This is a genomic window from Roseicella frigidaeris, from assembly GCF_003258945.1.
Taxonomy (GTDB): domain Bacteria; phylum Pseudomonadota; class Alphaproteobacteria; order Acetobacterales; family Acetobacteraceae; genus Paracraurococcus; species Paracraurococcus frigidaeris.
The window spans coordinates 1-23,270 of sequence record NZ_QLIX01000012.1 but is presented as its reverse complement, the minus strand read 5'-3'; the positions used below and the strand labels follow the sequence as shown (position 1 = coordinate 23,270).

The window sequence follows — 23,270 nt, the reverse complement described above, 5'->3', positions numbered from 1 at the left end:
CTGCCCGTTGCCCTGCCGCGGCTTCGCCGCGGCAGGCTGTGAATCACGGGGCCCCCGCAGAGCCGCGCCAGCGGCTTCCTGGGGGTGAAATCAGGCCGCCAGCTTCGCCCCGGCGATCGCCTTCCACACCGCCTCCGGCGTCGCCGGCATGTCGATATGCTGCACGCCGACCGTGGCGAGCGCATCGACCAGCGCATTCATCAGCGCCGGCGGCGAGCCGACCGCGCCCGCCTCGCCCGCGCCCTTCACGCCGAGCGGGTTGGTCTCGCAGGGCACCTCGATCAGCTCGACCTCGATATCCGGCAGGTCCTCCGCCCGCGGCAGCGCATAGTCCATGAAGGAGGCGGAGAGGAGCTGGCCGCTCTCCCGGTCATAGGCCGTGCGCTCGTGCACCGCCTGGCCGATGCCCTGCGCCACGCCGCCATGCACCTGGCCGCGCACGATCAGCGGGTTGATGGCATGCCCGACATCGTCGACGACGATGTAGCGCTGCACACTGATGAGGCCGGTCTCCGGCTCCACCTCCACCTCGGCGATGTGGCAGCCATTGGGGAAGGTGTGGAACTGGATGTCCGCCACCTCGGCGGCGTCGAGCAGCGTCGCCGGCTCGCCCTTCGCCGCCCGCTCCTTCTGGATGCGGGCGAGGTCGAGGATGCCGACGCCGCGGTCGGTGCCGACCACCGCGAAGCGGCCCTGGCCCGGCGTGAACTCGATATCCGCGACGGCGGCCTCGAGATGCTCGGAGGCAGCCTGCTTGCCCTTCTCGATCACCGTCGCCGTGGTCAGCAGGATCGCCTGGCCCTCGGAGTAGAGGGAGCGGGCGCCGCCGGTGCCGCCGCCGGTCGGGATCTCGTCGGAATCGCCCTGGATGATGCGGATCTTCTCGATCGGGATGCCGAGCTCATGCGAGGTCAGCATGGCATAGGCGGTCTCGTGGCCCTGGCCGGTGGATTGCGTGCCGACCAGCACCTCGGCGAAGCCGTCGGCGGCGAAGCGCACCTCGGCGCGCTCGGTCGGGCCGCCGCCGGTCGCCTCCAGATAGTAGGCGAGGCCGATGCCGCGCCGCTTGCCCTTGGCCTCGGAAGCAGCGCGGCGCCCCTGGAAGCCGGCCCAGTCGATCTTCTCGAGCGCCGCATCCAGCACGCGCGGGAACTCGCCGCTGTCGTAGCGCTGGCCCATGGCGGAGGTGTAGGGCATGGCGCTCTGCGTCACCATGTTGCGCTTGCGGATCTCGACCCGGTCGATGCCGAGCTCGCGCGCCGCAGCGTCGATCAGCCGCTCCACCACGTAGTTGCTCTCCGGCCGGCCGGCGCCGCGATAGGCATCGACCGGGACGGTGTTGGTCAGCACGCCGATGACCCGGGCGTGGATCGCCTGGAAATTATAGACGCTGGCCAGCACCTTGGTGCCTGCCATGGTCGGGATCATGGGCGCGAAGGTGTTGAGATAGGCGCCCATATTGGCGTAGTTCCGCGTCCGCAGCGCGAGGAACCTGCCCTCCTTGTCGAGGGCCAGCTCGCCGAGGGTGATGTTGTCGCGGCCATGCGTGTCGGACTGGAAGGCCTCGGTCCGGTCGGCGGTCCAGCGCACCGGCCGCTGCAGGCGCCGCGCCGCCATGCAGACCAGGGCATACTCGGCATAGAGGTAGAGCTTCATGCCGAAGCCGCCGCCGACATCGGGGGTGACGACGCGGATCTTCTCCTCCGGCACGTGGAAGACATTGGCGGCGAGCAGGCCCTTGACCAGCCAGGAGCCCTGGGTGCCGCAGGTGAGGGTGAATTTCTCGCTCGCCGCGTCGTATTCCGCGGTGGCGGCGCGGCCCTCCATGCTGGCGACGACGACGCGGTTGTTCACCACCGTCAGCCGCGTCACATGCGCGGCCTGCTGCATCAGCGCCTCGGCCTTCGCCTTGTCGCCGGTATCCCAGTCGAAGACGATGTTGTTCGCAACGCCGTCCCAGACCAGCGGCGCGCCCGGCTCATGCGCCGTGGCGAGCTCGGTCGCGGAGGGCAGCAGGTCGTACTCGACCAGCACCGCCTCGGCGCCGTCGCGCGCCGCCTGCGGCGTCTCGGCGACGATGAAGGCGACCGGATCGCCGACATAGCGCACGCGGTCCTCGGCCAGCGCGCCGCGCGGCGTCTCGGCCCGTGGCGTGCCGTCCGAGTTCTTCAGCGGGATGACGCAGGGGATCTCGCCGAGCCCCTCCTCCTTCCACTCCTTCGCGGTGATGACGGCGAGCACGCCCGGGACGGCGAGGGCCGGTGCGGTGTCGATCGAGAGGATCCTCGCCGCCGCATGCGGGCTGCGCAGGACCACGCCATGCGCCGCACCCGACTTCACCGCGATGTCGTCCGTATAGCGGCCGCCGCCCTTGAGCAGGCGCGGATCCTCGATCCGGCGCAGCGGCTGGCTCAACCCGAATTTGGCCATCGTCCCTCTCCCGATCTCAAGCTCGCCCCATCATCTGCCACCGCCGGGGCGGAAGAAAAGGGGTGTCACGGCGTGGCGCGCATGTCCCGCAGCTCGATCCGCTCGATCATCCGGGCCGAGCGGGCGGGCCGCTGCTCGCTCGGGACGACGAGGCGGAAGGGGCCCTCCTCGGGCCCGAGCGGCCCATCGGCCCGACGATCGGCGAGGAACACGCCGCCCGGCCGCAGCGTCGGGTCGGTCTCGGCCAGGGAGAAGCTGACGACATAGCCATCCCGGGCCCGCGCCACGACGACGAGGGCAAGCGCCGGCCCACGCAGGGCCTGGCCCTGCGGCGCCCCCAGCCGGGCGAGCAGCGCGCCGAGCGGCACGCCCTCGAAGGCCGCCGCCGCATGGCCGGGCGCCTCCAGCCGCTGGCGCTCATGCGGCATGGCGGCGATCTCGGCGGCGGTGAGCGTGACCTCCCGGCCATCGGCGCCGCGCAGCACGAGCTGCTGCGCCAGCGCCGGCCAGGGCGCCGCCAGGCCGAGGAGCAGGAGGAGCCGGGCCAGGGGCATGGCTACTTCACCATCTCGGGCGTGCGCTTGCCGCCGCCGGGTTGGGGCCCCTCGCCATGGCCGCTGGTGCCATGGCCGCCGCCGGAGGTGCCGGGCGGCTCGATGCCGAACCAGGATTTCACCTTCTCGCGCGTCCATTGGAAGGTCACGTAGAGCATCGGGATCATGAAGATGCCGACGAGCGAGGCCGCGAGCATGCCGCCGAAGACCGGGGTGCCGACGGCCCGGCGGGAGAGCATCGCCGCGCCGGTCGCCGTCACCAGCGGCAGCAGGCCGAGGCAGAAAGCGATCGAGGTCATCATGACGGCGCGGAAGCGCAGGCGCGACCCCTCGATGGCGGCGTCGCGGATCGACAGCCCGCGCTCGCGCGCCTCCTTGGCGAATTCGATGATCAGGATGCCGTTCTTCGCCGCCAGCGCGATCAGCACCACCAGGCCGATCTGGGCGTAGACGTCGAGGCTGAGCCCGGCGATCACGATCGCCAGGAAGGAGCCGAGGCCGCCGACGACGACGGACATCAGCACCGGGACCGGGATGGTCCAGCTCTCGTAGAGCGCCACCAGGAACAGGTAGGCGAAGAGCACGGCGAGCGCGACCACGTAGATGGTCTGCCCGGCGGCCAGCTTCTCCTGATAGGCGGTGCCGGTCCATTCGAAGCTGTAGCCGGCCGGCAGCACCCGCGCCGAGAGCTCCTCCATGGCCGCCAGGGCGTCGCCCGAGGAGACGCCGGCGCGCGGCGAGCCGTTGATCAGCACGGCGCGGTAGTTGTTGTATCGGCTGATGGTCTGCGGCCCGACCACGATGCGGACATCCGCGAGGGCGCGCAGCGGCACCATGTCGCCGCTGTTGCTGCGCACGCGGATGCGCCAGATGTCGGAGACCTCGTCGCGGTCCTTCGCCTCGGCCTGGATGTTCACCTGCCAGGTGCGGCCGAACAGGTTGAGGTCGTTGACGTAGTAGCCGCCGAGCGAGGCCTGCAGCGCCTGGAAGATGGAGCTGATCGGCACGCCGAGCGCCTGCGCCTTGTCCCGGTCCACGTCGAGGTAGAGCGAGGGCGTGGTGGCGGAGAAGGTGGAGAAGACCTGCTGCAGCCGCGGGTCCTGGTTGGCGGCGACGATCAGGCCCAGCATGGCGCTGCCCAGCTCGGCCGGATCGCGGCCCTGCAGGTCCTGCAGCTGGTACTCGAAGCCGCCGCCGGTGCCGAGGCCGATGATGGGCGGCAGGTTGAAGGCGACGACATTGGCCGTGCGCACCGCGGCGCCGGCGCCGAAGACCCGGCCGATGGAGGCGAAGACCGAATCGCCCGGGCTGGTCCGTTGGTCGAAGGGCTTCAGCCGCGCCACCATGAAGGCGGAGTTGGACTGCGCGCCCTGGTCGATCAGGCTGAAGCCGACGATCGAGAGGACGTTCTCCACCGCCGGGATCTGCTTGAGGATGCCCTCCACCTGCTCGACCGCCTCGCGCGTGCGGGAGAGGGAGGCGGCCTGCGGCAGCTGGACCTGCACGAAGAAGGTGCCCTGGTCCTCCTGCGGCAGGAAGCCCTGCGGCGTCTTCGAGCCGATGGCGAAGATGCTGAAGGCGATGGCGGCCGTGATGGCGAGGGAGACGACCGAGATGCGCACGATCCGCCGCACCACCGCCGCATAGCCGTCCCGCACCTTGTCGATGCCCCGCAGCACGTACTTGATCGGGCCGCGCTTCGGCCCGGTGTGGCGGAGGAACAGCACGCAGAGCGCCGGCGAGAGGGTCAGCGCGTTGATGGCCGAGATCACCATCGCCGCCGAGATGGTCACCGCGAACTGCCGGAACAGCACGCCGGAGAGGCCGGGGATGAAGGCGATGGGGACGAAGACCGAGAGCAGCACCAGGGTGATGGCGATGATCGGCGCGGTGATCTCGTTCATCGCCTGCTTGACGGCCTGGTTCGGCGTCCAGTCCGGGTGCTCCTCCAGCACCCGCTCGACATTCTCCACCACCACGATGGCGTCGTCGACGACGATGCCGATCGCCAGCACCATGCCGAGCAGCGAGATGGTGTTGGCGCTGTAGCCGATGGCCAGCAGGATGGCGAAGGAGCCGATCAGGCTGACCGGCACCGCGATGGTCGGGATCAGCGTCGCCCGCAGCGAGCCGAGGAAGAGGTAGACGACGATGACGACGAGGATGAAGGCCTCGAGCAGCGTCTTGATCACCTCGTAGATCGTGTCGACCACGAAGGTGGTGCTGTCGTAGAGCACCTGGGCCTTCAGCCCTTCCGGGAAACGCGTGCCCAGCTGGGCGAGCGTCTTGTTCATCGCGTTGGCGACCGTCACCGCGTTGGCGCCCGGCGAGAGGTAGACGCCCATGGTCACGGCCGGCCGGCCATTGAGGCGCGAGACGGTATCCATGCTCTGCGCGCCGAGCTCGACCCGCGCGACGTCGCGGATGCGTAGCACCGAGCCGTCCGAATTGGCCCGGAGGATGATGTTGCCGAACTGCTCGGGCGTAATCAGGCGCCCGAGAGTCTGGATGTTCATCTGGATCTGCTGGGTGTCGGGCATCGGCTGGGCGCCGATGCGGCCGACCGCGGCCTGGATGTTCTGGCTCTGGATCGCGGTGATCAGGTCCTGCGGCGTCAGGTTCAGGTTGGTCAGCCGGTCGATCTCGAACCAGATGCGCATGGAGTAGTCGAGCTTGCCGAACAGGTTCACCTGGCCGACGCCCGGGACCCGCGCCATGGTGTCGATCATGTTGATCGTGGCATAGTTCGACAGGTAGATCGGGTTGTGGTCCGGGTTGCTCGAGGTCAGCGCGACGAATTGCAGCACCGAGGAGGACTGCTTGCGCACGATGAGCCCGGAGCGCTGCACCTCCTGCGGCAGGCGCGCCAGGTTGGCCTGGATGCGGTTGTTGACGTTGACGGTGTTGATGTCGGCATTCGTGCCGAGGGCGAAGCTGACGCTCAACTGGTAGGTGCCGTCATTGGCGCTGTTCGACCGCATGTAGATCATGTTCTCGACGCCGTTGACGGCGCTTTCGATGATCTGCCCGACCGTCGCCTCCACCACCGCGGCCGAGGCGCCGGGATAGGTGGCCTGCACCGAGACCTGCGGCGGCACGATGTCCGGGAACTGCGCGACCGGGATGCGCAGCAGAGCGAGGGCGCCGGCAAGGGTCGTGACGATCGCGATGACGATCGCCAGCCGCGGCCGGTCGACGAAGACGCCGGAGATCATCGCGGCTCAGCCCCGCCGGGCCGCAGGTGCGCCGCCGGGTGCTCCCCCGGGTGCGCCCCCTGGTGCTCCCCCTGGCGCTCCACCGCCGCCCGGCGCCTGGCCGGCGGGGGCCGGGTTCACCTCCTGGCCCGGCCGGACGCGCTGCAGCCCCTCGGCGATAACCGTCTCGCCGCCCTGCAGCCCGTCCTCGATCACCACCTGGGCGCCGATCTCCTGGCCCAGCCGCACCGGGCGGCGCTGCGCCTTCTTCTCGGCATCGACGATCATGACGTAGTTGCCGCCCTGGTCCTGCAGCACCGCGGCGCGCGGCAGGACGATGGCGGGCACCGGCTCGGCGCCCTCGACATAGACATTGACGAACTGACCGTCGATCAGCTCGCGGTCGCCGGCGCCGCCGGCCGCCACCTCCTGGCGCCGCGGGTTCGGGATCAGGGCACGGATCAGCAGGCTGTCGGTCGTCCGGTCGATCTGGGTGTCGATGAACTCGACCCGCCCCTTCTCCGGATAGAGGCGCCCATCGGTGGTGCGGACCCGGACCACCACGGCGCTCACGCCGCCGCGCGGCTCGTAGCGGTTGCGCAGCTCGACCGCGGCCCGGGCGCTGACGGTGAAGACGACGCGCATCGGATCCTGGCTGACGATGACCGCGAGCGGGTCGGTGAGCTGCGGCGAGACGACATTGCCCGGCGTGAAGGTGGCGCGGCCGATCTTGCCGTCGATCGGCGAGATGATGTCCGTATATCCCAGGTTGATTTCTGCGCTCCGCAATTGGGCCTGGGCGGCGAGGACCTGGGCGTTCGCCGTGCGCTCCTGGGCCTGCGCGTTGTCGAGGGTCACCTGCGGCCCATACCCCGTCTGCCGCAGGTCCTTGGCCCGGACCAGCGCGATGCGGGCATTCTCGAGCTGCGCCTGGGCCGAGGCGACATTCGCCTGCGCCTGCTGCACCGCCGCCTCGAAGGGCGGCTTCTCGATGCGGAAGAGCACGTCGCCGGCCTTGACCTCCTGCCCCTCGGTGAAGGCGCGTTCCTGGAGGAAGCCGGTGACGCGGGCACGGACCTCGACCCGGTTCACGGCCTCGATGCGGCCGGTGAAGCCCGAGCTTTCGGTGACCGGCTTCTTCTCCGCCGTCATCACCCCGACCGCAGGTGGCCCCTGCGGGCCGAACTGCGCGAGGGCCGGCGCCTCGGCGAGCAGGAGAAGCAGCAGGGTGAGCGGAACGAGACGCATGCGGTGGGGCATCCGGCGATGGGGCGGCGCATACTGCACCAGCTAAGTCGGCTTTGGCAGGTGGGCCATCCGGGCCGGTAGCGCAAGCCAGGGCCGCTGCCATGCCATGCCACCCGGCCCCGCTCAACCCCGGCTTGTCCGGCCCCGCCTCCGGCGGCAGGCTGGGCGGCATGTGGTTCAACCCGCCCCGACCGCTGCCGGTCCGCCCCTTCGCCCGCCTGCCCGAGGCGCATCGCCGCCCACGCCGCACCGCCTGGTCGGATGCGAACCGAGGCGGCGCGGCGATCGACAGCTTCCTCGAAGGCCCCTGCTTCGACGCCGCCGGTCATTTCCTCGTCACCGACATCCCGAATGGCCGCATCTTCCGCGTCGGCCCGCGGGACTGGGATCTGGTTGCCGAATACGAGGGCTGGCCGAACGGCATGGCGCCGGGGCCCGCGCAGGGCGCGCATGCCGGCGCGCTGCTGATCACCGACTACCGGCACGGGCTGCTCAGCCTCGATCCGGCGACGGGCGCCATTGCGCCGGTGCTGGAGACGGTGCTGTCCGAGGGCTTCAAGGGGCTCAACGACCTGGTGGTGGACGCGGCCGGCGCCATCCTCTTCACCGACCAGGGGCAGACCGGGTTGCAGGATCCGAGCGGGCGGGTCTTCCGCCTCTGGCCGGATGGCAGGCTGGACCGCCTGATCGGCAATGGCCCGAGCCCCAACGGCATCGCCCTCAACCACGCCGGCACGCATTGCTACGTGGCGATGACGCGGAGCTGCGAGGTCTGGCGCTTCGCCCTGCGGCCCGATGCGCAGGTGGGGAAGGCGAATTGCTTCGCCCGCCTGCCCGCCGGCACCAGCGGGCCGGATGGCCTGGCTGTCGATGCCGCGGACCGGCTCTTCGTCGCCAATCCCGGCCATGGCCAGGTCTGGGGGTTCGACGCCCATGGCCAAGCGCTGTTCCGGCTGGATTGCACCGAGCACGGCCGGATGCCGACCAATTGCTGCTTCGCCCCGGACGGCACGACTCTGCTCATCACCGAGAGCCAGTCCGGCCAGGTGCTGGCCGCCGAGATCCCCCCCGCCTGAGCGCTTGCCTCGCCGCGCCCAGCGGAACCGTCACTGCCCGTTGCCCTGCCGCGGCTTTACCGCGGCAGGCAGGGGCTCCATAGGCCCCCCCAAGGCCGCGCGGCGGTTCTGTGGGGAATTCTAGAGGAAGCCGATCGAGATCCAGGGCACGGCGGCAATGACGACGGTGCCGATCAGCAGCGCCAGCATGTAGCCCCAGATCGGCCGCATGCCCTCGTCCGGGCTGATGCGGCTGATGGCGCAGGCGGCGTAGTAGCCGACGCCGAAGGGCGGGGCGAAGAGGCCGATGCCCATGGCGAGGATGACCACCATGGCGTAGTGCACCTCGTGCACCCCCATGGTCCGGGCGATGGGGAAGAGCAGCGGCCCGAACAGCACGATGGCGGGAATGCCCTCGAGCACGCTGCCGAGCACGACGAAGGCGAGGATGGAGACGGCGAGGAAGCCGGCGCGGCCGCCCGGCAGCGCCGCCATGGCGGCGGCCAGGTCGCGCGAGAAGCCCGATTGCGTCAGCGCCCAGGCCATGCCCGTCGCGGCGCCGATGATGAGCAGGATGGCGCCCGAGAGGGAGGCGGTCTCGACCAGGATCGGCCCCAGCCGGCGCCAGTCGAACTGCCGGTAGATCAGCAGCCCCGCCAGCGCGCCATAGGCGATGCCGATGGTCGAGACCTCGGTCGCCGTCGCCACCCCCTCGATGACGGCGGCGCGGATCAGGAAGGGCAGGGCCAGCGCCGGCACCGCGATGACGAAGCTGCGCAGGATCTCCCGCGCTGGCGGCATCGCGGCGCGCGCCACGCCCGCGCCGCGATGCCGCCAGCGCACCACCAGGCAGAGCACGAGGGCGAGCACCGCGCCCGGCAACAGCCCGCCGGTGAAGAGGGCGCCGATCGAGACGCCCGTCACCGAACCGATGGTGATCAGCACCAGGGAGGGGGGGATTGTCTCGGTCTGCGCGCCGGTCGCCGCCAGCAGCGCCACCAGGTCCCCCGGCTTGGCGCCGCGCTCGCGCATCTCGGGGAAGAGGACCGGCGCGACGGCCGCCATGTCCGCCGCCTTGGCGCCGGAGATGCCGGAGACGAGGTACATCGCGCCCACCAGCACGTAGGAAAGCCCGCCCCGCACATGGCCGAGCAGGTTGGCCAGGAAGCGGATCATCGCCCGCGCCATGCCCGTCATCTCGATCAGGCTGCCGAGGAAGACGAAGAGCGGCACGGCGAGCAGGATGAGGTGCGACATCCCCTCATCCATCCGCCCGACCACCACCATGATCGGCACCCGGGTGGTCAGCGCCAGATAGCCGAAGGTGGCGAGGCCGAAGCAGAAGGCGATCGGCACCCCGGCCAGCACCGTCACCGCCACCAGCCCGACGAAGAAGATCAGCAGGTTGAGGTTGCCGAGCGGCGCCAGCATCGGCCCGGCGAGCCAGAACCCGCCGGCGACGGCCACGACCAGCGCCAGGGCGCCGAGGGTACGGCCGGCGCCGCCGAGCCGCAGCAGGCGCGAGACCGCCATCAGCAGCATCAGGCCGAGCCCGGTGGGCAGGGCGGCGGCGCGCCAACTGCCCGGGATCTCGAGCGCCGGGGTGACGATGAAGCTCTCCTCGACGGCGTAGTCGATCGCCGGATGCAGCAGGAGGAGCAGGAAGAGGATCGGCGCCGCGACGGCCAGCGCCTCCAGCAGCCCGCGCAGGGCCGGCGGCGCGCGCGTCGCCAGCGCCGTCATGCGCATGTGCTCGCCGCGCCGGAAGGCGACCACGGCCCCGAGCATGGCGAGCCAGAGGAAGAGGATGGAGGCGAGCTCGTCCGACCAGACCAGCGAATCGTGGAAGACGTAGCGGGCCAGGACGCCGGCGAACAGCACCACCGTCTCGACCGCGACCAGCAGGCCGGCGACGGCCTCGACCGCCAGGCCGAGGGCCGCCTCGGCCCGCCCCAGCTGGCGCCGGATGCCGGAGGGCGCCCCCGGCATCGTCTCCTCCGCCGCCTGCATGGCCTCAGGTCAGCGCGCCGGCGGATTGCTCGAGGATCTTCCAGGCCTCGTCGCCGTAGCGCTGCTTCCACTGGGCATAGAAGCCCACCTTCTTCAGCGCCTCGCGGAAGGGCGCGGTCTCGGGCTGGTTGAAGGCGAGGCCCTGCTTCTCCAGCTCCGTCCGCAGCCCGGCATTCAGCTTCGCCACATCTGCCCGCTCGGCCTCGGCGGCGGCGTTCCAGTTCTTCGCCACCGCCTCCTGCGCCTCCTTGGGCAGGGCCGCCCAGGCGCGACGGTTGCCGAGCATCCAGAAGCCATCCCACATATGGTTGGTGAGGGAGCAGAATTTCTGCACCTCATACAGCTTGACGGTCGAGATGACGGCCAGCGGGTTCTCCTGCCCATCGACGATCCTGGTCTGCAGGGAGGAATAGACCTCGGAGATGTTGATGCTGGTCGGCGCCGCGCCGAAGGCCTGGAAGAGCGAGGTCCAGAGCGGGCTGACCGGCACGCGGATCTTGAAGCCGCGCAGGTCCTCGGGCGCGGTGATCGGCTTCGAGGAGGTGGTGATCTGGCGGAAGCCGTTGTCCCAGATCTTGTCCATGACGACGAGGCCGGACTTGCCGATCTGGGCGCGGATGAAGCCGCCGAGCGGCCCGTCCATCGCCCGCCAGACCGCGTCGTAATCCGGGAAGGAGAAGCCGACGCCGTTGATCGAGGCCGCCGGCACCAGGGTCGAGAGGATCAGGCCGGAGAGGGTGAAGAACTCGATCGCCCCCGAGCGCACCTGGCTCAGCATGTCGGTGTCCGAGCCGAGCTGGTTGTTCGGGAAGATCTGGATCTCGACCTTGCCGCCGGTCTCCTCCCGGATCCGCGCCACCGCCTCCTTGGCGCGGAGGTTCATCGGGTGGCTGTCGGGCAGGTTGTTGGCGTATTTGTAGGTGAACTCGGCCGCATGGGCCGGGCGGGTGAGCAGTCCGGGCGCCGCCAGCACCGCCGGGACGGCAAGCAGGCGGCGGCGATCGAGACGGAGCATCTGGTGTTTCCCCCAATTGCGGTCGGCGGGGGATGCCTTCCATCCGCCGGCGAAGGCGGACCTGCTCCCCCGGCCCTGGCATGGACGTGCCGGTTCGGCGGGTCTTAGACCATGTCGTGCAAGGCGGCGAGGCGATATTTTCGGCCGCCGGCCGGGGAGGAAACGCAGCATGACCCAGCCATCTCCCGGGCTCCGCCCGCCGTCGCTGCCGCAGCCCGGGCCGGTGCTGCAACCCCGGCTGCTCTGCCTGCCCGCGCGGCTCCGGGCGCTCGACCTGGTCCTGCCGCCGGGGGCGAGCCTCCTGCAGGCGATCGCGGCGCCGCTGCGCCAAGCCGGCTTCGCCAGCGCCGTGCTGGAGTTGCAGGGCGGGGGCTGCGATCCCTTCGCCTATGTGCTGCCGGCCGCGGCGCCCGATCCACGCCATGCCGCCTGGTACAGCGCCCCGCATGCGCCGCCGGGCGGCGCCGCGCTGGAGCGGGCCTGCGTGACCTTCGGCCAGCGCGGCGGCGCGCCATGGGTGCATTGCCACGCGATCTGGACGGAGGCGGCGGGACGCCGCGCCGGGCATGTGCTGCCGGAGGAGACCATCCTGCGGGCCCCTATCACTGCCCGGGCCTGGGGGCTGGCCGGGGCCGGCTTCGCCGTGGCCGAGGATGCCGAGACGAATTTCAGCCTGTTCCAGCCGGCCACCATGCCCGGGCCGGCGGCCGATGCGGGGGCGGACCGCCGCGCCCTGGTGCTGCGGCTGCGGCCGAACATCGACATGGTGGCGGCGCTGGAGGAGGCCTGCATGGCGCATGGCTTCGCCGGCGCCGTGCTGCGCGGCGGGGTCGGCAGCCTGGTCGCGCCGCGCTTCCGCGAGGGGGGCGGCACGCCGGATATCGCCACCGAATTGCTGGTGACCGGCGGCGGCGTCATGGACGGACGCGGCACGCTGGAGGTGGCGCTCGCCGACATGCGCGGGCAGGTGCATGCCGGGCGCGTGCCGCGGGGCGGCAACGCGGTCTGCATCACCGCCGAGCTGGTGCTGGAGGCGCTGCCCGGCTGAGGCGCCGCCGCTGCGCCGCGGCCACGCTGCGCTGGCCATGGCGGGGGCGGCGCAATCGGTTGTAGGCGGATGGGGGGTGTGTCTGCTAGCGGGGCGCGCATGGCCGATGGCGTTCCTGCCCGCGTCGAGTCCGCTGCGCTGTGGCGGGACCGGCGATTTCCCCTGCTCTTCGCCCTTGGCTTCGCCGCCGGCGTCCCCCTGCCGCTGGTGGCCGGCCAGGTGCTGCGGCAATGGTTCGCCGAGAGCGATCTCTCCCTCTCGGCCATCGGCCTGACGGCGCTGATCGGGCTGGCCTATGCGAACAAATTCCTCTGGTCCCCGGCGCTGGATGCGGTGCCGCCGCCGGTGCTCGGACAGCGCCGCGGCTGGCTGCTGACCCTGCAGCTCGGCCTCGTCCTCGCCATCGCCGCCACCGGGCTCAGCGACCCGAAGATCGATCCGGTCCGGACCTCGCTGATCGCCGCCCTGGTCGCCTTTCTCTCCGCCAGCCAAGACATCGTCATCGACGCCTACCGCATCGAGGTGCTGGGGGATGACGACCGGCGCCAGGCCTTCGGCCTCGCCGCCTATGTCTGGGGCTACCGCCTCGCGCTGCTGGCCAGCGGCGCCGGCACGCTGATGCTGGTCGAGCCCTTCGGCTGGAGCGGCGCCTTCCTCTATGGCGCGGCGCTGATGCTGGTGGGTCTCGTCGCGACGCTGCTGGGGCCGGAGCCGCCGCCGCGGCCGGTCGCGGTCATCGGCTGGCGGGCGCGGCTGCGCCGTTCGGTGGTCGATCCCTTCCTCGACTTCACCCGCCGGCCGCTCTGGCTCGCCATCCTGCTCTTCATCGCCCTGTTCAAGCTGGGCGAGGCGCTGGCCGGCGTCATGACCACGCCCTTCTACCGCTCCCTCGGCTTCAGCCGGGAGGATGTGGCGACCGTCGCCACCGTCTTCGGCATGGTCGCCACGCTCGGCGGCGCGCTGGTGGGCGGCTGGCTGGTCGGGCTGATCGGCGTGCGGAAGGCGCTGGTGGTGACGGGGCTGGGGCAGATGCTGTCCAACCTGATGTATGTCGCCCTCGCCGCGGCCGGGCACGACATGCCGATGCTCTGGGCGCAGGTGGGCATCGAGAGCTTCACCGACGGGCTGGCCGATGCCGCCTTCCTCACCTGGCTCTCCCTGCTGACGAGCCGCGCCTTCACCGCGACGCAATATGCGCTGCTCTCCTCCCTCACGGCACTGCCGCTGCGCACGCTCGGCGCCACCTCCGGCTGGCTGGCCGAGACGCTCGGCTGGCCGGGCTTCTTCCTGCTGACCACGGCCGCGGCGCTGCCGGCCATGGGCATCATGCTCTACCTGCTCCGGCGCTTGCCGCCGGAGCAGCGGCGCTGACCGCCCGCCCCGCGCGGCGCGGCGGCGCGGCCAGCCCGCGACGGGGCCCGGACCCGGCCCGGCCTCGCGCTGCCGCGCCGGGTGGGATGATCCGGTGAAGGCGGCTCAGCCGATCCCGAGCTCGCTGCCCGCATCCTCGGGCCTGTCGGCGAAGGCCGATCCCTCCTGCAACGCCTGGCGGATGTTGCGCCGCATACGCGCCAGCACGTGGTTGGCGGTGGCGACCTCCTCGGCGGAGAGGCCGGCGAGGACCTGGCCGTGCAACCGGCGCCCGACCTCCACCATGCGGCCGAGGATCCTGCGCCCCTGGGCGGTGACGAAGACGCGGTTGATCCGGCGGTCATGGGCATCGTGCCGCCGGACCACGAGGCCGGCGCTCTCGAGCCGATCGAGCATGGAGCCGACCGCGACCTTGCCGAGGCCGAGCAGCCTTGCCAGCTCCGCCTGCGTCATCCCGCCATTCTCCTTGCGGGAAAGCTGCGCCAGCACGGACCATTGGGCGCGGGTGACGCCATGCGGCCGCATCTCCTGGTCGAACAGGATCTGCCGCAGCCTGGAGACGTCATGGACCAGGAAGCCGATGCGGAACTCGCCATTGGTCCGCGTCGCATCGCTCATCTGTCGTGACACTCTTTGGAGGGGCAAAGGGGCAAGGATGGCCCGCTTCCACGAGCATGGCCAGCGTGCAGGGATGCCAGGGCGGTCATGGCACCGGGCGCTTGCCATCGGATCGTACGCCTGCTTACGATGCGCCCGACAAGCAATATTCGGGGAGGAAGGGCGATGCTGGACCGCCCGCGGGTGGTGTTTGGCGAAGGCCATGCGATCTTCCGGACCGCCGTGCGCCGCTTCGTCGAGGCGGAGCTGGTGCCGCAGAACGACGCCTGGGAAGCCGCCGGCATCGTGCCGCGGGAGGCTTGGCGCAAGGCCGGCGAGGCCGGCCTGCTCTGCTGCGACATCCCGGCCGACTGGGGCGGGCCAGGGGGCGATTTCGGCCATTGCGCGGTGGTGACGGAGGAGCTGGCGCGCGCCAACCTCTCCGGCCCCGGCTTCATCGTGCATTCCGACATGGTGGCGACCTACATCGCCCGCTTCGGCACCGAGGCGCAGAAGCGCCGCTGGCTGCCCGGCATGTGCGACGGCAGCCTGATCGGCGCCATCGCCATGACCGAGCCGGATGCCGGCAGCGACGTGAAGGCGATCCGCACCCGCGCCGAGCGCGACGGCGAGCACTACGTCATCCGCGGCCAGAAGGCCTACATCTCGAACGGCCAGAATGCCGACCTGATCATCACCGCGACCAAGACCGACCCCGCGGCGGGCGCGCATGGCATGAGCCTGATCGTGGTCGAGGCCGGCATGCCGGGCTTCCGGCGCGGCCGCAACCTGGCCAAGATCGGCATGCATGCCGCCGATACTTCCGAGCTCTTCTTCGACGAGGTGCGGGTGCCGCTCGGCAACCGCCTCGGCGAGGAGGGCCAGGGCTTCGCCATGCTGATGACCAACCTGGCGCGCGAGCGGCTGGTGCAGGCGGTGCGCGGCACCGCGGTGGCGGAGGCGGCGATCGGCTGGACCGTCGCCCATACGCGGGAGCGAAAGGCCTTCGGCCGCACCATCGCCGATTTCCAGAACACCCGCTTCGTCCTCGCCGAGCTCGCCGCCAAGACCGCGGCGGCGCGGGCGATGACCGATGGGCTGATCGCCCGCCAGCTCGAGGGCACGCTCGATCCGGTGGAGGCGGGCATGGCCAAGCTCTTCTGCACCGACCTGCAATGCGAGGTGCTGGACCGCTGCCTGCAGCTCTTCGGCGGCGCCGGCTACATGGCGGAGAGCCCGATCGGCCGCGCCTGGGCGGATGCGCGCGTCAGCCGCATCGCCGGCGGCGCGGCCGAGGTGATGAAGGAGATCATCGGCCGGCGGCTCTTCGCCTCGGCCTGACCGGATGGGGAGGATGCGAAGCGCATGAGCGAGCGCACGTTGCGCGGCAAGGTGGCGATCGCCGGGATCGGCGAGACCACCTACTACAAGCACGGCCAGTCGCCGGATGCCGAGTTCAAGCTGGCGCTGCAGGCGATCCTCGCCGCCTGCAAGGATGCCGGCATCCATCCGCGCGAGGTGGACGGCTTCGCCTCCTACGGCAACGACCGCTCGGACGGGCCGCGTCTGGCGGCGGCGCTCGGGGTGGACGAGCTGCGCTTCTCCAACATGCATTGGGGCGGCGGCGGCGGCGGCGTGGCCGCGGCGGTCGGCAATGCCGGGGCGGCGGTGCAGTCGGGCATGGCGAATTGCGTCATCGCCTTCCGCTCCCTCGCCCAGGGGCAGTTCGCCCGCTACGGCCGTGGCGCCCAGGCGGCGGCGGCAGGCGGCGACGACGCCTTCCTCGCCCCCTACGGGCTGATGTCGCCGGCGCAGCGCTTCGCCATGAAGATCACCCGCTTCATGACCGAGCACGGCATCCGGCACGAGGCGCTGCGGGCCATCGCCATGGCCTCCTACCACCACGCCCAGGCCAACCCGAATGCGGTGATGCGCGGCCGGCCGCTGAGCGAGGAGAAATACGACGCCTCGCGCTGGATCATCGAGCCTTTCCACCGCCTCTTCGATTGCTGCCAGGAGAATGACGGCGCGGCGGCGGTGCTAGTGGTGCCAGCCGAGCGGGCGAAGGACCTGCCGCAGACGCCGGTCTACCTGCTCGGCGCCGCCCAGGGCGGGCATCACCGCAGCGCCGCGCCGGTGCACAACGCGCCCGATTATGCCTCGGCGCATTTCAAGACGGTGGCGCGCAACCTGTGGGAGATGGCGAAGCTCGGCCCGAAGGAGTGCGACGTGGTGCAGGCCTATGAGAACTTCACCGGCGGCGTGCTGCTGAGCCTGATCGAGCACGGCTTCGTCGATCCGCGGACGGCGAATGAGGAGCTGGTGCTGGACCGGCTGCTGGCGCCTGGCGGCAAGGGAAAGATGCCGATGAACACCTCGGGCGGCAACCTCGCCGAGTGCTACATGCACGGGCTTGAGATGGTGAACGAGGCGGTGCGGCAGCTGCGCGGCACCGCGATCAACCAGGTGCCCGGCGCCAATGTGGTCGCCGTGCTCGGCGGGCCGATGGTCACGCCGGTCAGCAGCCTGGTCGTCGGGACGGAGGCCAGCCTGTGAGCGCGGCGATCCGGAAGCGTGCCCTGCCGGACGGGCTGCCGGCCCCGGCGCAGGAGCCGATCGCGAAGCCATACTGGGAGGGCACGCGCGCCGGTAAGCTGGTGATCCAGAAATGCCAGGGCTGCGGCAAGCACCAATGGGGCCCGGAATGGGTCTGCCATCGCTGCCATTCCTTCGACCTCGGCTGGGAGGAGGTGGCGCCGCGCGGCCGCATCTGGTCCTGGCAGCGGCCGCATCACCCGGTGCATCCGGCGCTGAACGGCTTCGGCCCCTATACCATCGTGCTGGTCGAGCTGCCGGAGGCGGATGGCGTGCGCATGGTCGGCAACCTGCTCGTGCCGCCCGATGCCAAGGTGGAGATCGGCACGCCGGTCGAGGCCGTGTTCGAACCGCATGACGAGGCCGACCCGCCCTATACGCTGGTCCAGTGGCGGGTGGCCGGGTGATGTGAGGCGGAGAGGGGGGCGAGGCCGGTCTCCGCTCCCCGCATCGACGCCGCTGCCGCTGTGGCCCAGGGCTGTCCCGCCATTGCGCGGCGGGAAAAGCGGCGGCACCGGCGCCCGGCGACGAAACCGGCCCTGCCTCCTGCGCTTCCCTCATGGGCGGTTGCGGCCCGGCGGGCCGCGAGGGAGAGGCGATGCAGGTCGGCGTCCCGAAGGAAGTGAAGGTCCATGAATACCGGGTCGGACTGACCCCGGCCTCGGTGCGCGAATTGGTGGCGCAGGGACATCCGGTGCTGGTCGAGACCGGCGCCGGCACCGGCATCGGCTTTCCCGACGAAGCCTATCTCGCCGCCGGCGCGGCCATCGCGCCCGATGCCGCGGCGATCTTCGCCCGCGCCGCGCTGGTGGTGAAGGTGAAGGAGCCGCAGCCCGAGGAATGGCGGCTGCTCCGGCCCGGCCAGATCCTCTTCACCTATCTGCACCTCGCCCCCGATGCGGCGCAGGCGGAGGGGCTGATGCGGAGCGGCTGCACCGCCATCGCCTATGAGACGGTGACGGACGGCCAGGGCGGGCTGCCGCTGCTGGCGCCGATGAGCGAGGTGGCCGGCCGCATGGCGGTGCAGGTCGGCGCCCGCTGTCTCGAGAAGGAGGCTGGCGGGGCCGGCATCCTGCTCTCCGGCGTGCCCGGCGTGCCGCCGGCGCAGGTGACGGTGCTGGGCGGCGGCGTGGTCGGCTCCAACGCCGCCCGGATCGCCGCCGGGATGCGGGCGCGGGTGACGGTGCTCGATCGCAACCCGCGGGTGCTGGATGCGCTCGACCGCGAATTCGGCGGCACGGTCGCCACGCTTTTCGCCACCACGGACTCGGTGGGGCAGGCGGTGACCGAGGCGGATCTGGTGATCGGCGCCGTCCTCGTCCCCGGCGCCGCCGCGCCGAGGCTGGTGAGCCGGGCCATGGTGGGGCGGATGCGGCCGGGCAGCGTGCTGGTGGATGTGGCAATCGACCAGGGCGGCTGCTTCGAGACCTCCCGGCCCACCACCCATGCCGACCCGACCTATCTGGTGGATGGCGTGGTGCATTACTGCGTCACCAACATGCCGGGCGCCGTCGCCCGCACCAGCGCCCTGGCGCTGAACAACGCGACGCTGCCCTTCACCCTGCAACTGGCGAATCGCGGCTTCCCGCGGGCCTTGCTTGACAATCCGGGCCTGGCGCAGGGGCTGAACGTGCAGGCGGGGCGAATCGTGCATCCGGCCGTGGCGCAGGCGCTGGGGCAGGAGGCGCTGCCGCTGGAGCAGGCCCTGGCCCTTCCTGGCGTGGCGCCGGCCTGAGCGGCCGGGCCGGCGCCTGTCAGCCCCCCGGCGGCGCGGCGAGCAGCGCCTTCAGGTGGCGGTCGATCTGCGCGATCGCGGCCTGGTCGGCGCCGAACAGCGCGAGATGCCCATCGACCGTCTCGATCGGATGGAACGCGGCATCCGGGATCAGGCGCCATTCCGCCTGGCAGTCGCTGGGCGGGAAGAACATGTCGCTCGTCATCGGCATGACGCAGGTGCGGGCCCGGATGCGCCCGAGCGCCGCCCGCAGGTCGCCGCCCGCGAGCCGGCCGACATCGCCGCGCTGCCATTTCCACGCCATGCAGAGCAGGTTGTTGGGGTCCATCACCCGAAAATAAGCGAACATGAAGTTGAGGATGAAGTCGTCGAGCGAGGAGAAGCCGAGCGTCCTGTGCCGCTCCCGCTGGTAGAACTCGGTGCTCCAGCCCATCACCGCCCAGATCCGGGCGTGCCGCAGCAGCCCCTCCCGTACATCTTCCGGCGATGCGTAGAAGCCCTTAGCGAAGCCGGGGTCGGAGGTGATGGCCTCGACCAGCGTCTCGGTGAAGAGGAAGTCGTGCGGGGTGTTGCGCGCGGTGCCGGCGATGGGAGCGGCGCGCTGCACCATCTCCGGATAGCGCACCGCCCATTCATAGGTCTGCTGCGCCCCCATCGAGCCGCCGACCACCAGCGCCAGGCGCTCCAGGCCGAATTTGCCGGTCACCAGCCGGTGCTGCGCCACGACGTCGTCGCCGATGCGGACCTTGGGGAAATAGGCGCCGCCGGCCGGGGCCGGCGTGTTCGACGGCGAGGTGGAAAGGCCGCTGCCGATCTGGTTGACGACGAGGATGAAGTAGCGCTCCGGGTCGAGCGCCCGGCCCGGCCCGATCAGCACCTGCTCGATGATCTTGTGGGTGCCGGAATACCAGGTCGGCACCAGGATGGCGTTGTCGCGCGCGGCATTGAGCCGGCCATAGGTGGCGTAGGCCAGGCGGCAGCCGCGCAGCGTGCCGCCTTCCTCGAGCACGAGGTCGCCGATCTCCTCCGTCTCGTAGGGGCCGTGCAGCGCCTGCGAGTAGTAGCCGCTCTCCGACATGCGCATGCCCTCCCCGGTCAGCCCAGCGCGAAGCCGGAATAGCCCTCGGCCGCCACCGTATCGCAATGGCGCCGGTAGCCGCCGACGCCTTCCGAGCCGAGATAGGGCAGGAAGGCACGCGGCTTGCCGGGGATGTTGGCGCCCATGTACCAGGAGTTGGCGGTCGGGAAGAGCGTCTGGCTGATCACCTCGTTCACATGCTGGCCCCAGGCCGCCTGCGCCTCGGGCAGCGCCTCGATCCGCGTCCGGCCCTCGCGGCGCAGGGTGTCGATGCAGTCGCTGATCCATTCGACATGCTGCTCGATGGCGACGGGCATGTTGGTCAGGACCGAGGGGCTCTGCGGCCCGGTGATGGTGAAGAGGTTGGGGAAGCCGGCGACGGCGATGCCGAGATAGGTGTGCGGCCCGTCCGCCCAGGCCTCCTGCAGCGGCTGGCCGCCGCGGCCGCGCAGGTTCAGCGCCGTCAACGGGCCGGTCATGGCGTCGAAGCCGGTGGCGAAGACGATGATGTCGAAGCCGTACTCGCGGCCGCCGGCCCGGATGCCCCGTTCGGTGATCTCCTCGATGGCGCCATCGGTCTTGGCATCCACCAGCAGCACGTTCTCCTTGTTGAAGGTCTCGTAGTAGTTGGTGTCCAGCGGCTGGCGCTTGGTGCCGTAGTAATAGCCCTTCGGGATCAGGCGCTCGGCGACGGCGGGGTCCTTCACCGTGCGGCGGATGCGCCGGCGCAGATAGTCGGCGCAGATCTCGTTGGCTTCCGGGTTGGTCAGCATGTCCTGGTAATTGCCGATCCAGAAGGCGAAGCCGCCCTGGTCCCACATGCGGTCGAACTCGCGCTCCCGCTCCTCCGGCGTCGTCTCCAGCACCGATTTCGGGATGGCGTAGTGCTCCTGCCCGAAGGGCGATTCCCGGATGCGCCGGACGATGGCGTCGTACTCCGCCTTCCGCGCCCGGACCACCTCCGGGTCCACCTTGCCGTTGCGCGCCGGCACGCAGTAGTTGGCGGTCCGCTGGAAGACGGTGAGCTGCTTGGCCTGCTGCGCGATCATCGGGATCGCCTGCACCGCCGTGGCGCCGGTGCCCACCACGGCCACGCGCTTGCCGGTGAAGTCGACGCCGCCCTTCGGGAAGTTGCTGGTGTGGTACCACTTGCCCTGGAAGCGCTCGAGGCCCTTGATCTCGGGGATGTTGCGCGCCGAGAGCGTGCCGACCGCGGTGATCAGCCAACGCGCCGTCGCCGTCTCGCCGGCATCGGTCTGCACCGTCCAGAGATCCGTTGCCTCGTCGAAGTGGCCGGCGGTGACACGGGTGTTGAAGCGGATGTCGCGCTTCAGGTCGTGCCGCTGCGCCACGTGTTCGAGGTAGCGCAGGATCTCCGGCTGCTCCGGATAGCGCTCGGACCATTCCCAGTCCTGCAGAAGCTGCCGGTCCCAGGTGAAGCAGTAGATGTAGCTGTCGGAATCGCAGCGCGCGCCGGGATAGCGGTTCCAGTACCAGGTGCCGCCCACCGTCTCGCCCGCCTCGTAGACGCGGGTGTTGAGGCCGAGCCGGTCGCGGAGCGATTTCAGCATGTGCATGCCGGAGAAGCCGGCACCGATGACGATGGCGTCGAATTGCGCCTTGGCGTCGCCCATGATGTCCTCCCCTTCGCATCCCGTTGAACGGCGCGCCGGATCATGCCGGGGCGCCGGGCCGATTTCTGGCCGCTGGAGCGTCTTTCCTGGACCCGCGGAGTGTCGATCCGGCAAGCGGAGGATTGCAAGCCTGACCTTCGGAGGGTGGGCGAAGGACAGGCGACCGTCCCGGGACGGGGGATCATTCACTGCCTGAATGGCGGCCATGCGGCGGGCTGGATTGGCCAGCCGCGCCTGCCGTCCCAGCTTGCAGGCAATGCCCGTGTGGCAGCGCAGCACAGGATGATCGCCTGATGACCGCCGACCTCTTCCAGCCTTTCCAGCTCGGGCCGCTCGCCCTGCCGAACCGCGTCGTCATGGCGCCGCTCACCCGCAGCCGCGCCGGCAGCAAGGGCATCCCGGGCCCGATGAACGCCGAATACTACGCCCAGCGCGCCTCGGCCGGCCTGATCGTCGCGGAGGCGACGCAGATCTCGCCCCAGGGCCAGGGCTATGCCTTCACGCCCGGCATCCACGACGCGGCGCAGGTGCAGGGCTGGCGCCAGGTGACCGAGGCGGTGCATGCCGCGGGCGGCCGCATCGTGCTGCAGCTTTGGCATGTCGGCCGGATCTCGCATCCGAGCCTGCAACCGGGCGGCGCCCTGCCGGTCGCGCCCTCCGCCATCCGGCCGGAGGGCCAGGCCTTCACCGAGAGCGGCTTCCAGCCGCATCCAGAGCCGCGGGCGCTGGAGACCGACGAGATTCCCGGCATCGTCGCCGATTACCGCCGCGCGGCGCAGAACGCGCGTGAGGCCGGCTTCGACGGCGTCGAGATCCACGGCGCCAATGGCTACCTGATCGACCAGTTCCTGCGCGACAAGACCAATCGCCGGACCGACCGCTATGGCGGCAGCATCGAGAACCGGACCCGCTTCCTGCTGGAGGTGACGGCGGCGGTGACGGAGGTCTGGGGCGGCGAGCGCACCGGCCTGCGCATCTCCCCCGTCTCCCCGGCCAACGACATCGCCGACAGCGATCCGCAGGCGCTTTTCACCCATGTGGCGGAGCAGGTGAACCGCTTCGGCCTCGCCTACCTGCATGTGGTGGAGGGCGCGACCGGCGGCGCGCGCGACAGCCTCGCCTTCGATTACGCGGCGCTGCGCCGGGCCTTCCGCGGCGCCTACATGGCGAACAACGGCTACGACCTGGCGCTGGCGGAGGCCGCCCTGCGCGAGGGACGCGCCGACCTGATCGCCTTCGGCCGGCCCTTCATCGCCAATCCCGACCTGGTGGCGCGGCTGCGCAGCGGCGCGCCGCTGAATGCGCTGGATGCCAAGACGCTCTATGGCGGCGACGCCAAGGGCTACACCGACTATCCGGCGCTGCCGCGGCAGGCGGCGGAATAGGCCGCGCTGCGGGCGGACCGGGCCGGTCAGGCAGGGCCGGCCCGGTCCTCTGTCGCGCGGCTGCCGAGGCCCGCATCATCCGGCTTCGCCCCAGGCAGGCCATGCCCAGGGGCATCCGCAGGGGCGCCGCCGCTGCCTCACGGCCTGGCACAGTGTCTCGTTTTGCGGGACGCGGCGGCGGCGCAGGGCCCCTGCACCGCCCGCAACCAGCCCAGGGCCCCCACCCACGCCCAACCACGCACTCGAAAATCCCATAAGTCTCGCATATTGAGACTTGCGCTATGGTTGATAAACGGGGATACGTTGCCTAATCGAAACGCG

17 protein-coding genes are annotated in these 23,270 nt (G+C 70.9%); 8 read left to right on the top strand and 9 right to left on the bottom strand.

Annotation, left to right across the window (positions count from 1 at the left end; translation table 11 throughout):
- Positions 1-90: 90 nt before the first annotated feature.
- The 4 genes from DOO78_RS15820 to DOO78_RS15805 form a co-directional block, all read right to left on the bottom strand.
- Positions 91-2,430 carry a xanthine dehydrogenase family protein molybdopterin-binding subunit gene (locus DOO78_RS15820; protein ID WP_111470835.1) on the bottom strand — a complete coding sequence of 780 codons (2,340 nt, stop codon included), beginning with the start codon at positions 2,428-2,430 and terminating at the stop codon, positions 91-93.
- A gap of 65 nt (positions 2,431-2,495) precedes the next feature.
- A complete protein-coding gene (locus DOO78_RS15815) occupies positions 2,496-2,984 on the bottom strand; it encodes a molybdopterin-dependent oxidoreductase (RefSeq protein WP_111470834.1) in 489 nt (162 codons plus the stop codon).
- A gap of 2 nt (positions 2,985-2,986) precedes the next feature.
- Positions 2,987-6,199, bottom strand: a complete 3,213-nt coding sequence (locus DOO78_RS15810; protein WP_111470833.1) for an efflux RND transporter permease subunit — start codon at positions 6,197-6,199, stop codon at positions 2,987-2,989.
- A gap of 6 nt (positions 6,200-6,205) precedes the next feature.
- Positions 6,206-7,426 carry an efflux RND transporter periplasmic adaptor subunit gene (locus DOO78_RS15805; protein ID WP_243634570.1) on the bottom strand — a complete coding sequence of 407 codons (1,221 nt, stop codon included), beginning with the start codon at positions 7,424-7,426 and terminating at the stop codon, positions 6,206-6,208.
- Positions 7,427-7,560: 134 nt separating this feature from the next.
- On the opposite strand from DOO78_RS15805, the gene DOO78_RS15800 reads away from it, so the two are divergent.
- Entirely contained in the window at positions 7,561-8,502 is a 942-nt protein-coding gene (locus DOO78_RS15800; protein ID WP_341538241.1) for an SMP-30/gluconolactonase/LRE family protein, read from the top strand.
- Positions 8,503-8,622: 120 nt separating this feature from the next.
- Here DOO78_RS15800 and DOO78_RS15795 read toward each other — a convergent pair whose 3' ends face one another.
- On the bottom strand, positions 8,623-10,491 hold the full coding sequence (locus DOO78_RS15795) for a TRAP transporter large permease (protein ID WP_111470831.1): 1,869 nt from the start codon (positions 10,489-10,491) through the stop codon (positions 8,623-8,625).
- Between the two features lie 4 nt (positions 10,492-10,495).
- Positions 10,496-11,506 (bottom strand): TRAP transporter substrate-binding protein, encoded by a 1,011-nt coding sequence (locus tag DOO78_RS15790; RefSeq protein ID WP_111470830.1) that lies wholly within the window; start codon positions 11,504-11,506, stop codon positions 10,496-10,498.
- 169 nt (positions 11,507-11,675) lie between these two features.
- Between DOO78_RS15790 and DOO78_RS15785 the strand changes: the two genes are divergently transcribed.
- Positions 11,676-12,554, top strand: coding sequence for a PCC domain-containing protein (locus DOO78_RS15785; protein ID WP_111470829.1), 879 nt, complete (start codon positions 11,676-11,678; stop codon positions 12,552-12,554).
- A 99-nt stretch (positions 12,555-12,653) separates the two neighbouring features.
- Positions 12,654-13,925, top strand: a complete 1,272-nt coding sequence (locus DOO78_RS15780; RefSeq protein WP_111470828.1) for an AmpG family muropeptide MFS transporter — start codon at positions 12,654-12,656, stop codon at positions 13,923-13,925.
- Positions 13,926-14,030: 105 nt separating this feature from the next.
- Here the strand turns inward: DOO78_RS15780 and DOO78_RS15775 are convergent, their stop codons facing one another.
- Positions 14,031-14,543: a MarR family winged helix-turn-helix transcriptional regulator gene (locus DOO78_RS15775; protein WP_111470827.1), complete on the bottom strand. Its 513-nt coding sequence runs from the start codon at positions 14,541-14,543 to the stop codon at positions 14,031-14,033.
- A gap of 165 nt (positions 14,544-14,708) precedes the next feature.
- Between DOO78_RS15775 and DOO78_RS15770 the strand changes: the two genes are divergently transcribed.
- The 4 genes from DOO78_RS15770 (at position 14,709) to ald (ending at position 18,852) form a co-directional block, all read left to right on the top strand.
- On the top strand, positions 14,709-15,863 hold the full coding sequence (locus DOO78_RS15770; protein ID WP_111470826.1) for an acyl-CoA dehydrogenase family protein: 1,155 nt from the start codon (positions 14,709-14,711) through the stop codon (positions 15,861-15,863).
- A gap of 24 nt (positions 15,864-15,887) precedes the next feature.
- On the top strand, positions 15,888-17,078 hold the full coding sequence (locus tag DOO78_RS15765) for a thiolase C-terminal domain-containing protein (RefSeq protein WP_111470825.1): 1,191 nt from the start codon (positions 15,888-15,890) through the stop codon (positions 17,076-17,078).
- Entirely contained in the window at positions 17,075-17,524 is a 450-nt protein-coding gene (locus tag DOO78_RS15760; protein ID WP_207802929.1) for a Zn-ribbon domain-containing OB-fold protein, read from the top strand. The genes DOO78_RS15765 and DOO78_RS15760 overlap by 4 nt, the downstream gene beginning before the upstream one ends.
- Positions 17,525-17,715: 191 nt before the next feature.
- Positions 17,716-18,852 (top strand): alanine dehydrogenase, encoded by a 1,137-nt coding sequence (ald, locus tag DOO78_RS15755; RefSeq protein WP_111470824.1) that lies wholly within the window; start codon positions 17,716-17,718, stop codon positions 18,850-18,852.
- 19 nt (positions 18,853-18,871) lie between these two features.
- Here the strand turns inward: ald and DOO78_RS15750 are convergent, their stop codons facing one another.
- Positions 18,872-19,930, bottom strand: a complete 1,059-nt coding sequence (locus DOO78_RS15750) for an alpha/beta fold hydrolase (RefSeq protein WP_111470823.1) — start codon at positions 19,928-19,930, stop codon at positions 18,872-18,874.
- A 17-nt stretch (positions 19,931-19,947) separates the two neighbouring features.
- On the bottom strand, positions 19,948-21,564 hold the full coding sequence (locus tag DOO78_RS15745; RefSeq protein WP_111470822.1) for a flavin-containing monooxygenase: 1,617 nt from the start codon (positions 21,562-21,564) through the stop codon (positions 19,948-19,950).
- Positions 21,565-21,857: 293 nt separating this feature from the next.
- Between DOO78_RS15745 and DOO78_RS15740 the strand changes: the two genes are divergently transcribed.
- Positions 21,858-22,949 carry an alkene reductase gene (locus DOO78_RS15740; RefSeq protein ID WP_111470821.1) on the top strand — a complete coding sequence of 364 codons (1,092 nt, stop codon included), beginning with the start codon at positions 21,858-21,860 and terminating at the stop codon, positions 22,947-22,949.
- Positions 22,950-23,270 lie beyond the last annotated feature (321 nt).